Here is a 12,530-nt window from a genome sequence, read left to right on the forward strand (position 1 = left end):
TGCACAGCGGCCGCGGGCTGGGTATGCTGTAAAAATCGAATACTATGTTGTAACTAAGGTGAATGCGATGACCAGCTACGACCTCGTTGAACGTCTGAATGATACCTTTCGCCAGATCGAGCTGGAGCTGCAGGCGCTGCGCCAGGCGTTAACGACCTGTCGACTGCTGGCGGGCCGGGTGTTTGAGCTGCCGGCAATCAGTAAAGATGCCGAGCATGACCCGCTGGCGAACATTACTGTCGTCCAGCACACCGGGGAGGCGGCGCTGGATCTCGCCCTGCGACACTATGGCCATCTGTTTATCCAGCAGCAATCGGAAACCCGCAGCAGCAAAGCCGCCGTCCGCCTGCCGGGTGCTATCTGCCTGCAGGTCACCGCCGCGGAACAGCAGGCGCTGCTGGCGCGCATTCAGCAGATCAACACCCTTAAGGCCACCTTCGAGAAAATCGTCACCGTCGACTCTGGCCTGCCCCCCACCGCCCGCTTTGAGTGGGTGCATCGCCATTTGCCTGGATTAATTACCCTCAGCGCCTATCGCACGCTAACGCCCCTTCTCGACCCGAGCACTATCCGCTTCGGTTGGGCCAATAAGCACGTGATCAAAAACCTGACCCGCGACCAGGTGTTGATGATGCTGGAGAAAAGCCTGCAATCGCCGCGGGCGGTGCCGCCCTGGACCCGCGAGCAGTGGCAGAGCAAACTGGAGAGGGAGTATCAGGATATCGCCGCCCTGCCGCAGCGGGCGCGGCTGAAAATTAAACGGCCGGTGAAAGTACAGCCGATTGCCCGCGTCTGGTATGCCAGCGAGCAGAAACAGGTGCAGTACGCCTGCCCCAGCCCGCTGATCGCCCTGATATCCGGCAGCCAGGGGGTCAGCGTGCCGGATATTGGCGAATTGCTCAACTACGATGCCGACAACGTGCAATACCGCTACAAACCGGAGGCGCAGTCGCTGAGATTACTGATCCCTCGCCTGCACCTCTGGCTGGCTAGCGAGTAGCCAGGCTGCCGACCATCAGCTCCGGGCGCACCCAGCTGTCGAATTCGGCTTCCGTCAGGTAGCCCAGCGCCAGCGCCGAGGCCTTCAGGGTCAGCCCCTCATGGTGCGCTTTTTTGGCGATCTCCGCCGCTTTATCATAGCCGATATGGGTATTCAGCGCGGTCACCAGCATCAGCGACTCGTTGAGCAGCTGGTTGATCCGCTCGCGATTCGGCTCAATCCCCACCGCACAGTGCTCGTTAAAGCTCGCCATGCCGTCCGCCAGCAGACGCACCGACTGCAGGAAGTTGTGAATGACCATCGGCCGATAGACGTTGAGCTCGAAGTTACCCGAGGCGCCGCCGATATTCACTGCCACATCGTTACCCATCACCTGGCAGCAGACCATGGTCAGGGCTTCGCACTGCGTCGGGTTGACCTTGCCGGGCATAATCGATGACCCGGGCTCGTTTTCCGGGATGGCGATTTCCCCAATCCCGCAGCGCGGCCCGGAGGCCAGCCAGCGGACATCGTTAGCGATTTTCATCAGCGAGGCCGCCAGACCTTTCAGCGCGCCGTGGGCATGGACCAGGGCATCGACGGTGGCCAGCGCTTCGAATTTGTTCGGCGCGGTGACAAACGGCTGTCCGCTGAGCGAGGCCAGTTCGGCCGCCACCCGCACGGCATATTCCGGATGAGTATTCAGCCCGGTACCCACCGCCGTCCCGCCCAGCGCCAGCTCGGCGAGATGCGGCTGGCTGGCGTCAAGATGCTTCAGGTTATGGTCCAGCATCGCCACCCAGCCGGAGATTTCCTGGCCTAAGGTGAGCGGCGTGGCGTCCTGCAGATGGGTGCGACCGATCTTAACGATATCTCTGAAGGCCACCGCTTTTTCGTTGAGCGTGGCCCGCAGCGCCTGCAGCGGCGGGAGCAATTTTTCCCGCAGGGCAATCAGCGCCGCGACGTGCATAGCGGTGGGGAACACATCATTCGAGCTTTGGCTTTTATTGACATCGTCATTGGGGTGGATTTTTCGCGCCATCCCCCGCTCACCGCCGAGCAGTTCACTGGCGCGGTTGGCCAGCACCTCGTTCATATTCATATTGCTCTGGGTGCCGGAACCGGTCTGCCAGATAGCCAGCGGAAACTCCTGGGGGTGTTTTCCGGCCAGCACTTCGTCAGCGGCGGCGACGATCGCCCCGGCTTTCTCCGGCGTCAGCAGGCCAAGATCCTGATTGACCTTCGCCGCCGCCCGCTTGGTCAGCGCGAGGGCATATATCAGCTCTCCGGGCATTTTTTCGGTCGAGATGCGGAAATGCTCCAGAGAACGCTGGGTCTGGGCGCCCCAGAGTTTATCGGCCGGGACGTCGATGGCGCCCATCGAGTCTTTTTCACTGCGATGCGTTGTCATTACTTTCTCCTTGGATGAAAAGTGCGTCATAGCGACAAAGCTCACCTGCTTAAAAGAGTAAGTATTGGCCAGATTGAAAAGTTGTTTTGGTGGTTCGTGCCGCGAAGCGGCATAAAAAAACCGCCCCGAAGGGCGGCCCAGACCGCTGACAAAATGCAATCGTCGGGATTGCCCGGCGGCGCTGCGCTTGCACGGGCCTACAGAGAATTGCTTAACTGTTTAATATTGCTGTTTTTCGTAGGCCGGGTAAGACGGAAGCCGCCACCCGGCAGAAAGGCGATCCCAATAACGAAAACCGGTTTGTCATCGGCCATAGCCGCCCCGAAGGGCGGCCAGGTTTACTTCACGCAGCGGGCGCACTGCGACGTCTGGATCTGCTGGAAGAAGTCGTTGCCTTTATCATCGACGAGAATAAACGCCGGGAAGTCTTCCACGTCGATTTTCCAGATAGCCTCCATCCCCAGTTCCGGATACGCCACGCACTCAAGGCTGCGGATGCTCTGCTGAGCCAGTACCGCCGCCGGGCCGCCGATGCTGCCGAGGTAGAAGCCGCCGTGCTTGTGGCAGGCGTCGGTGACCTGCTGGCTGCGGTTGCCTTTCGCCAGCATGATCTTGCTCGCGCCGTGCGACTGCAGCAGATCGACGTATGAGTCCATGCGCCCTGCGGTAGTCGGGCCGAGGGAGCCGGAGGCGTAACCGTCCGGCGTCTTGGCCGGGCCGGCGTAGTAGATCGGGTGATCTTTGACGTACTGCGGCAGGGCTTCGCCATTATCAATAAGCTCTTTCAGCTTGGCGTGGGCGATATCGCGGGCCACGATAATAGTGCCGCTCAGCGACAGACGCGTGGACACCGGGTACTGCGACAGCAGCGCCAGGATCTCGCTCATCGGCTGGTTAAGATTCACTTTCACTGCTTCGCCTTCCCCGGCCTGGCGCAGATGCTCAGGGATATATTTCCCCGGATTGCTCTCCAGCTTCTCAATCCAGATGCCGTCGCGGTTGATTTTGGCTTTGATGTTGCGGTCGGCGGAACAGGAGACGCCCATCCCTACCGGGCAGGAAGCGCCGTGACGCGGCAGACGGATCACGCGGATATCGTGGGCGAAATATTTGCCGCCGAACTGCGCGCCGAGGCCGAGGTTCTGCGCTTCCAGCAGCAGTTCTTGCTCCAGTTGCACGTCGCGGAAAGCCTGCCCATGTTCGTTACCTTCGGTCGGCAGGCCATCGTAGTATTTGGTGGAGGCCAGCTTGACGGTTTTCAGCGTCGCTTCCGCCGAAGTCCCGCCGATGACAAAGGCGATATGGTACGGCGGACAAGCGGCGGTCCCCAGGGTGCGCATCTTCTCGACCAGATAGTTTTTCAGCTTCGCCGGGGTGATCAGCGCTTTGGTTTCCTGGTACAGATAGGTTTTGTTAGCCGAGCCGCCGCCCTTGGCGATGCAGAGGAATTTATACTCATCGCCATCGGTAGCATAGAGGTCAATCTGCGCCGGCAGGTTGGTGCCGGTGTTGACCTCTTTATACATATCCAGCGGGGCGTTCTGCGAATAGCGCAGGTTGTCCTGGATATAGGTGTTGTACACCCCCTGCGCCAGGGCGGCCTCATCGCCGCCGCCGGTCCAGACGCGCTGGCCTTTTTTACCCATGATGATCGCGGTGCCGGTGTCCTGACAGGTGGGCAGAATGCCTTTGGCGGCGATATCGGAGTTGCGCAGGAACTGCAGGGCGACGTATTTGTCGTTTTCGCTGGCTTCCGGGTCGTTCAGGATATCCGCCACCTGCTGCTGATGCGCCGGGCGAAGCATAAAGGAGGCGTCGTGGAAGGCATGTTGCGCCAGAAGGGTCAGCGCCTGAGGGTCAACTTTTAGCACTTCCTGGCCGGCAAATTCGGCGACGGAGACGTAATCACTGCTGAGGAGATAATACTCGGTGTCATCCTTTTTGAGGGGAAAAGGATCCTGGTAAACAAACGGTTTATTCGACATTGTACTCTCACTTACTGCTTTGGCTGATTATGTTTCAGGCAGGGACTCCATGTGCCTGTAGAAAAGCGAGTCGATCAATCTTACACAATTTTTTAACAAAAACTGAGACAGGGACGACTTTTTCTTTCAGCAGTTGCTTCTCCAGCGTTTGCTGGTTTAATAGGGCGATAATTTTACTTTGATTGATACAGGGAATGAGAATGCAAAAGCTGATCAACGCCGTACAGAACTATGCCTGGGGAAGCCATACCGCCTTAACTGAACTGTATGGCATCGCCAACCCGGACAACCAGCCGATGGCAGAGCTGTGGATGGGGGCGCATCCGAAGAGCAGCTCGCAGGTCCTGACGGCCGATGGCCAGCCGCGTTCGCTGCGCGAGGTGATTGACGCGGATAAAGCCGCCCTGCTCGGCGACAAAGTGGCGCAACGCTTCGGTGAGCTGCCGTTCCTGTTTAAAGTGCTGTGCGCCGCGCAGCCTCTGTCCATTCAGGTCCATCCTAACAAGCAGGCCTCCGAAGAGGGTTTCGCCCGCGAGAACGCCGCCGGCATCCCCCTCTCCGCCGCCGAACGTAACTACAAAGATCCGAACCACAAGCCGGAGCTGGTTTTCGCCCTGACCCCGTTCCTGGCGATGAACGCGTTTCGCGAGTTCAGCGAAATTGTCAGCCTGCTGCAGCCGGTGGCCAACGCACACCCGGCGATCGGCGCCTTCCTGCAGCAGCCGGACGCGACTCGCCTGAGCCAGCTGTTTGCCAGCCTGCTGAATATGCAGGGCGAGGAAAAAGCCCAGGCGCTGCAGGCGCTGCGCGAGGTGCTGGACCGTGAGCAGGGCGAACCGTGGCAGACCATCCGCCTGATCGCGGAATTCTATCCCGACGACAGCGGCCTCTTCTCCCCACTGCTGCTGAACGTGGTGAAGCTGAATCCTGGCGAAGCGATGTTCCTGTTTGCCGAAACGCCGCACGCTTATCTGCAAGGGGTAGCGCTGGAGGTGATGGCCAACTCGGATAACGTGCTCCGCGCCGGCCTGACGCCGAAGTACATTGATATCCCTGAGCTGGTGGCCAACGTTAAGTTCGAGGCTAAACCGGCGGGTGAGCTGCTGACCCAGCCCCAGCGCCACGGCGCGGAACTGGACTTCCCGATCCCGGTGGAAGATTTTGCCTTCTCGCTGCACGATCTCTCCACCGAGGCCAGCGATCTGGCCCAGGCGAGCGCGGCGATCGTTTTCTGCGTCGACGGCGAAGCCGTGCTGCGCAAAGGCGACCTGAGCCTGACCCTCAAGCCGGGCGAATCGGCCTTTGTGGCCGCCAATGAATCGCCGGTGCAGGTCAGCGGCCATGGCCGCGTGGCGCGCGTGTTCAATAAGCTCCAGTAAACGACTGACCTTTCAGGTCGCGCTTACTGATTATGACAACTCAGCCAGGCGGTCTCTCCGCCTGGCTTCATTTATGGACAAATGCTATGAAAAAATCGCTGGTCGCAGCAGGAATCATCGTGGCGCTGGGCGTGGTATGGACAGGCGGCGCCTGGTACACCGGTAAACAGCTGGAAGGCCGAATTGCCGATATGGTGCAGCAGGCTAACACGCAGCTACGCAGCAGCGCGCCGGAGTCAGGTCTGGAGCTGAGCTATCAGGACTACCAGCGCGGGCTGTTCAGCAGCCATCTGCAGCTGGTGGTGAAGCCCATCGCCGGTCAGGCTAACGGCTGGCTGGCCGCCGGACAGAGCGTGGTGCTTGACGAGGTGGTCGATCACGGCCCCTTCCCGCTGGCCTCGTTAAAAACCTTTAATCTGGCCCCGGCGATGGCTTCGGTCCACACCACGCTGGTGAAAAACGACGCCAGCCAGGCATTGTTCGAGATAGCCAAAGGCACTACCCCCTTCACCGTTGATACGCGCATCGCCTACAGCGGCGACAGCCAGTCGGCGATCGTTCTCAATGCCCTCGACTACGCCAAAGGGGATGAGAAAGTCACCTTCAGCGGCGGCCAGTTCCAGCTCGACGCCGACCGAGACGGCAAAAACATCAGCCTGAAGGGCCAGGCCGGCAGCGGTCAGATCGATGCCCTCAACGAATATAACCAGAAGGTGCAACTGCGCTTCGTCAACCTGACCACCGACGGCGCCACCGAGCTGGCCAGCTTCAACGAGCGTATCGGCCAGCAAAAAATGACCCTCGATAAGCTGGCCATCAGCGTCGAAGGCAAAGAGCTGGCGCTGGTTGACGGCATGGCGCTGGACGGCGGCTCGACGCTGACCAAGGACGGCAAAGGCGTGAACAGCCAGGTGAACTACACCGTCAACAGCCTTAAGCTGCAGGGTCAGGATATGGGCAGCGGCAAACTGACGCTGAAAGTGGATAACGTCGACGGTCAGGCGTGGCACCAGTTCAGCCAGCAGTACAGCGCGCAGTCTCAGGCGCTGCTGGCGAAGCCAGAGCTGGCGCAGAACCCGGAGCTGTACCAGCAGGCGCTTACCGAAACCCTGTTCAATGCGCTGCCGATCCTGCTTAAGGGCAATCCGTCGGTGACCATCTCCCCGCTGAGCTGGCGCAATGCCAAAGGCGAAAGCACCCTCAACCTCTCGGTTCTGCTGAAAGATCCGGCCCAGGTGACCGCTCCGCCGCAGACGCTGGCGGACAGCCTGGATCGCGTGGTGCAGTCCCTTGACGGCAAAGTGGTGATCCCGGTGGATATGGCGACGGAGTTTATGACTAAGATCGCCGGTCTGGAAGGCTACCAGCCAGCCGACGCCGCCAAACTCGCCGATCAGCAGGTCAAAGGCCTGGCGGCGATGGGCCAGATGTTCCGCATCACCACCATGGAAGATAACGCCATCAGCAGCAGCCTGCAGTACGCGAACGGCCAGGTGACGCTGAACGGCCAGAAAATGCCGCTGGAGGATTTTGCCGCGATGTTTGGTCTGGAAGCGCCTTCGCTACCGGACGGCGCGCCGCAGGACGGCCAGCCTCAGCAGGACGACGCCGCCCCGCAGCCGTAACGTATCGGCTCAGGAGACGGCCACCGCGCGCCGTCTCCGTCATTTTCTCGTCACCAGCCGCGGGGGCATGATCTGGTTTCGCGTCTCGCCCGCGCCCTCCTCCAGCCGCCGCAGCATCGACTCCGCCAGCGTTTTGCCCATCTCGCGCGCCGGGGTAGTGACCCAGGTGAGCGGCAGGTCGTCAAGCGCGGCCTCGGGCACATCGGCGAACGCCGCCAGCGCCACCCGCTGCTCGAAGTAGCTGTCGACGCCATCTTCCCCGCTCTGCCTTCCAGCCCGCAGCAGACCGAACCACGCGCCGGTCGCTACCACGTTGTTGTAGCACACCACCGCGGTGATGGTCGGATTTTGCCCCAGCAGCGCGGTCATCGCCTCCGCCGCCTGCTTCTGGCTCGACTCGCACTCCAGCACCCATTCGCTGTGAAACGGCAGACCGTATTTCAGCAAGGTGGCGCAATAGCCGCCGACCCGCTCGGCGCGCGTTAGCGACGAGCTCTGGCCGCCAAGCCAGGCGATCCGCTGATGGCCGCGGCGGATCAGATGCTCGGTCACCAGCTGCGCCGCCTGCATGTTGTCCGGGCGGATCAGGTCGACATCGTCGAGATAGCTGGCGCGGGAAGCGAACACCAGCGGCACCCCCGCCTCCGCCGCCCGCTCGCGCAGCTCGCTGCCGCGGTCGATGGCCCCGGCGATGATCACCCCGTCCACCCCCTGCGCCGCCAGCGTATCAAACCGCTGAGCCATCTTCTCGCCGCTGCGTCCCCCCTGGGTGAGAAACACCATTTTCCCCTGCCTCTCCAGGGCATCGGTGAGGCCGGCGGTTAACTCGGCATAGAACGGTTTAGAGAGATCGCTGACGATAAGGCCAATCACCCCGCTCTGTCCGCCGCGCAGCGAGGCGGCCTGACGGTTGCGCACAAATCCCAGCTGCTCGATGGCCTGATTAACCCGCTCGCCGGTGGCGCTGGAGATGCGCCCTTTGCCGCTCAGCACCAGCGAAACGGTGCTCACGGAGACGCCGGCGGCCAGTGCCACATCATTGATGGTGATCTTTTTTGCGATTGCCATAACCTGCTGGCTGACTCCCTTGCCTGTCGATAAAACGTTTTATCATTGTGTGATCTTTATAAACCTTATTATCGCTTGAATATGTGATTTTTATCGCACTAAAAAGTGATAAAACGTTTTATCTTGCCGTGGCGTTAGTTCTTCCCGACCACTTGAGAATCAGGAACCGTGCTATGACGGCGAAAACCGCACCAAAAATCACCTTGTGGGAATTTTTCCAGCAGCTGGGAAAAACCTTTATGCTGCCCGTGGCGTTGCTCTCGTTTTGCGGGATCATGCTGGGGATCGGCAGCTCGTTAAGCAGTCACGATGTTTTGACCCTGCTGCCGTGGCTGGATATGCCGCTGCTGCAGGCCATCTTTATCTGGATGAGCAAAGTCGGCTCCTTTGCCTTCAGCTTCCTGCCGGTGATGTTTTGTATCGCCATCCCGTTGGGGCTGGCACGGGAGAACAAAGGCGTCGCCGCCTTCGCCGGTTTTGTCGGCTACGCGGTCATGAACCTGGCGGTCAACTTCTGGCTGACGGCGAAAGGCATTCTGCCCACCACCGACGCCGCGATCCTTAAGGCCAACAATATCCAGAACATCATCGGTATTCCATCGATCGATACCGGGATCCTCGGGGCGGTTATCGCCGGGATTATCGTCTGGCTGCTGCATGAGCGCTTTCACAACATTCGCCTGCCGGACGCCCTGGCCTTCTTCGGCGGCACCCGCTTCGTGCCGATCGTCACCACCGTGGTGCTGGGTCTGGTCGGTCTGGCGATCCCGCTGGTGTGGCCGGTCTTCGCCATGGGGATCAACGCCCTCGGGAAGATGATCAATAGCGCCGGCGATTTTGGGCCGATGATCTTCGGCACCGGCGAGCGACTGCTGCTGCCGTTTGGCTTGCACCACATCCTGGTGGCGCTGATCCGCTTCACGGAAGCCGGCGGCACCCTCGACGTCTGCGGCCACAGCGTCAGCGGCGCGCTGACCATCTTCCAGGCGCAGCTAAGCTGCCCGACCACCCACGGCTTCGCCGAAAGCGCCACCCGCTTCCTGTCGCAGGGTAAGATGCCAGCCTTCCTCGGCGGTCTGCCGGGCGCCGCGCTGGCGATGTACCACTGCGCCCGTCCGGAAAACCGGCATAAAATTAAAGGCCTGCTGATCTCCGGGGTGATCGCCTGCGTGGTGGGCGGCACCACCGAGCCGCTGGAGTTCCTGTTCCTGTTCGTGGCGCCGGTCCTGTATGTCATCCACGCCCTGCTGACCGGTCTCGGCTTTACCATCATGGCGGTGCTCGGCGTCACCATCGGCAACACCGACGGCAATATTATCGACTTCGTGGTGTTTGGCATCCTGCATGGTCTGGCGACCAAGTGGTATCTGGTGCCGGTGGTGGCGGCAATCTGGTTTGCGGCCTACTATGCCATCTTCCGCTTCGCCATCACCCGCTTCAATCTGAAAACGCCGGGCCGCGATATCGACACCGCCGCCAGCGTGGAGAAAGCGGTCGCTGGCACCATTGGTAAATCCGGGTATAACGTGCCGGCGATTCTGGCGGCCCTCGGCGGCGCCGACAACATTGTCTCGCTGGATAACTGCATTACCCGTCTGCGTCTGTCGGTACACGATATGAGCAAAGTGGACGCTGCCGCGCTGAAAGCCCACCGCGCCATCGGGGTGGTTCAGCTCAACCAGCATAATCTGCAGGTGGTGATTGGCCCGCAGGTGCAGTCGGTAAAAGATGAAATGGCCACGCTGATGAATACCGTTCAGGCCTGATCTCACCGGTCCCCTTCCGGCACGGAAGGGGACCCTTGCTAAGGAAGTTCCGATGTTTGATTTTTCTATACCCATCGACCGCCACGGCACCTGGTGCACGCAGTGGGACTATGTCGCAGACCGCTTTGGCGTCCCCGACCTGCTGCCGTTCACCATCTCCGATATGGATTTCGCCACCGCGCCCTGCATCCTCGACGCCGTCAGCCGGCGGCTGGCCCACGGCGTGTTCGGCTACAGCCGCTGGCAGAACGAGGCGTTTCTCGGGGCGATTGCCCACTGGTACGCCAGCCGCTTTCACAGCGTCATCGATCCGCAAACGGTGGTTTACGGACCGTCGGTTATTTATATGGTGGCGGAAACCATCCGCCAGTGGTCGCAAGAAGGCGACGGCGTCGTCGTCCATACTCCCGCCTACGATGCGTTCTATAACACTATCACCGCTAACCGCCGACAGATCGCCCCGGTGCCACTGACCCTGACGAACAATCAATGGCACTGCGATATGGCGCGCCTGGAAGCGGCGCTGGCGGAGCCGAAGAATACCCTGCTGCTGCTCTGCAGCCCGCACAACCCAACGGGGAAAGTCTGGCGCCGCGAGGAGCTCCAGACCATGGCGGCGCTGTGCCAAAAGCATGGCGTCAGGGTGATTAGCGACGAAATTCATATGGACATGACCTGGGGCGACCACCGTCATATCCCGTGGAGCGAGGTGGCTCAGGGGCCGTGGGCGCTGTTCACCTCCGGATCAAAGAGCTTCAATATTCCGGCCTTTACCGGGGCCTATGGCTTTATCCCTGAGGCAAACTGCCGCGACAGCTATCTGCAGGCGCTGAAAGCGCGCGATGGACTCTCGTCGCCCTCGGTGCCGGCGCTGCTGGCTCATATCGCCGCCTACCGCGATGGGGCGCCCTGGCTCAACGCCCTGCGCGACTACCTGCAGGAGAACCTGCGCTTTGTGGCTGATACGCTCAATCGCGCCTTTCCTGCGCTACGCTGGCAGCCGCCGGAGGCCACCTACCTGGCGTGGATCGACCTGCGCCCCCTCAACATTGACGACCGCGCACTGCAGCAGGCGCTGATCGCCGGGCAGAAGGTGGCGATTATGCCGGGATATACCTATGGACCCGAAGGCAATGGCTTTCTGCGTCTCAACGTCGGCTGTCCACGCGAGAAGCTGGAGCGCGGTGTCGCAGGGCTGATAGCCGCCCTGCGCAGCCTCAGTTGACGCGCGGCACTGACTACAGATCGTCACGCCGGCGGAACGCCAGGTAGCCGGCGCCGAGGGTAAAGATGCCGACAATCACCACCAGCAGGATAAACCCGTGGTGATTGCTCGCCAGCGGGATCCCGCCGACGTTCATGCCGAAGAAACCGGCCACAATGTTAATCGGTAGCGCGAGGACCGTGATCACCGTCAGGGTGTAGAGGGTGCGGTTGCTCTGCTCCAGCTGGCGGGCGCCGATCTCCTCCTGCAGCAGGCTGATGCGCTCGATCAGGCCGGACAGGTCATTCAGCACCACGCTAAACTCTTCGGTGAACTGACGAAATGCCTGCACCACCGCGCGATCCATCCACGCTGGCGGCCGGTTAAGCAGCCGGAACATTGCCGCCGGTTCCGGCGCCAGCAGCCGTTGAAAACGCAGCAGCATCCGCCGCAGCCGCGCCAGATCGGCCCGATTACGCTGCACGTGATTGCTCAGGAGCCGCTCTTCAATCAGGTCGACGTGGCGGCTGGCCTGGCGCACCACCTGCTCCAGCACCTCCTCCTGCTCCTCCAGCAAAAAGGCCAGCAGTTCAGCGGAGGTATGCACCTTAAGCGTATGCAGACGCGGCAGCATCCATTCGATAAACCGCAATGGTTTGAAACGCGCTGTCACCACCAACTTCGGGCTACAGTAGAGCCACAGCGTGGCGGTTTCCGCGCTGGTGTCTTGCGGACGAAACAGCACGTCGTTAAGCACGGCGAACAGATTTTCCCCTTGCCGTTCAATACGGGTGGTATGCGAGCCGCTGCGGATCTCCTCAAAGAAAAAGTCCGCCACGGGAAAGTGACTGATTAGCCATTTTTCGGCGGTGGCGTGATTGAGATTAAGATGCAGCCAGATAAAGGCCTTATCGTCAGCCAGCGCCTGATAGCTGGCGCATACCTCACCAGAGGCAATAGGCTGTGGGGGGTGATCTTCATGAAACAGATAGCCATACACCAGGCCGGACACTTCCATATCAAAATCGGGCTTTAACATCTTCGCGGTGACGTCTTGACTCATGGCTCCCTCAGGACAGGCACTGGCACCGTTGATGCCCAGATAGCGCCATA

Annotated in this window: 9 protein-coding genes; 5 read left to right on the forward strand and 4 right to left on the reverse strand. The window is 60.7% G+C overall.

What is annotated here, in order from left to right; genetic code table 11:
• Positions 1 to 67: 67 nt before the first annotated feature.
• Positions 68 to 1,000, forward strand: coding sequence for a DNA replication terminus site-binding protein (tus, locus tag ABLV76_RS22770; RefSeq protein WP_062913903.1), 933 nt, complete (start codon positions 68 to 70; stop codon positions 998 to 1,000).
• Here tus and fumC read toward each other — a convergent pair.
• On the reverse strand, positions 990 to 2,390 hold the full coding sequence (gene fumC, locus ABLV76_RS22775) for a class II fumarate hydratase (RefSeq protein WP_004887066.1): 1,401 nt from the start codon (positions 2,388 to 2,390) through the stop codon (positions 990 to 992). The genes tus and fumC overlap by 11 nt on opposite strands.
• A 338-nt stretch (positions 2,391 to 2,728) precedes the next feature.
• Entirely contained in the window at positions 2,729 to 4,375 is a 1,647-nt protein-coding gene (gene fumA / locus ABLV76_RS22780; RefSeq protein ID WP_023318141.1) for a class I fumarate hydratase FumA, read from the reverse strand.
• 200 nt (positions 4,376 to 4,575) lie between these two features.
• On the opposite strand from fumA, the gene manA reads away from it, so the two are divergent.
• Positions 4,576 to 5,754 (forward strand): mannose-6-phosphate isomerase, encoded by a 1,179-nt coding sequence (gene manA, locus ABLV76_RS22785; RefSeq protein ID WP_048294709.1) that lies wholly within the window; start codon positions 4,576 to 4,578, stop codon positions 5,752 to 5,754.
• Positions 5,755 to 5,840: 86 nt separating this feature from the next.
• The gene (locus tag ABLV76_RS22790) at positions 5,841 to 7,379 is read left to right on the forward strand and encodes a YdgA family protein (RefSeq protein ID WP_348878492.1); all 1,539 of its coding nucleotides are present in this window, start codon (positions 5,841 to 5,843) and stop codon (positions 7,377 to 7,379) included.
• A gap of 39 nt (positions 7,380 to 7,418) precedes the next feature.
• Here ABLV76_RS22790 and ABLV76_RS22795 read toward each other — a convergent pair whose 3' ends face one another.
• Complete coding sequence (locus tag ABLV76_RS22795; protein WP_023318138.1) at positions 7,419 to 8,447, reverse strand: Mal regulon transcriptional regulator MalI; 1,029 nt, start codon at positions 8,445 to 8,447, stop codon at positions 7,419 to 7,421.
• A 173-nt stretch (positions 8,448 to 8,620) separates the two neighbouring features.
• Here ABLV76_RS22795 and malX point away from each other — a divergent pair, with 173 nt between their 5' ends.
• Positions 8,621 to 10,213 (forward strand): maltose/glucose-specific PTS transporter subunit IIBC, encoded by a 1,593-nt coding sequence (malX, locus tag ABLV76_RS22800; RefSeq protein WP_023318137.1) that lies wholly within the window; start codon positions 8,621 to 8,623, stop codon positions 10,211 to 10,213.
• Between the two features lie 52 nt (positions 10,214 to 10,265).
• On the forward strand, positions 10,266 to 11,438 hold the full coding sequence (locus ABLV76_RS22805) for a MalY/PatB family protein (protein WP_080837682.1): 1,173 nt from the start codon (positions 10,266 to 10,268) through the stop codon (positions 11,436 to 11,438).
• 13 nt (positions 11,439 to 11,451) lie between these two features.
• Here ABLV76_RS22805 and ABLV76_RS22810 read toward each other — a convergent pair whose 3' ends face one another.
• Positions 11,452 to 12,480, reverse strand: coding sequence for a CorA family divalent cation transporter (locus ABLV76_RS22810; protein ID WP_048294707.1), 1,029 nt, complete (start codon positions 12,478 to 12,480; stop codon positions 11,452 to 11,454).
• Positions 12,481 to 12,530: the final 50 nt, after the last annotated feature.

The organism is Klebsiella sp. GB_Kp047, from assembly GCF_040065235.1.
Lineage (GTDB): Bacteria > Pseudomonadota > Gammaproteobacteria > Enterobacterales > Enterobacteriaceae > Klebsiella > Klebsiella quasipneumoniae.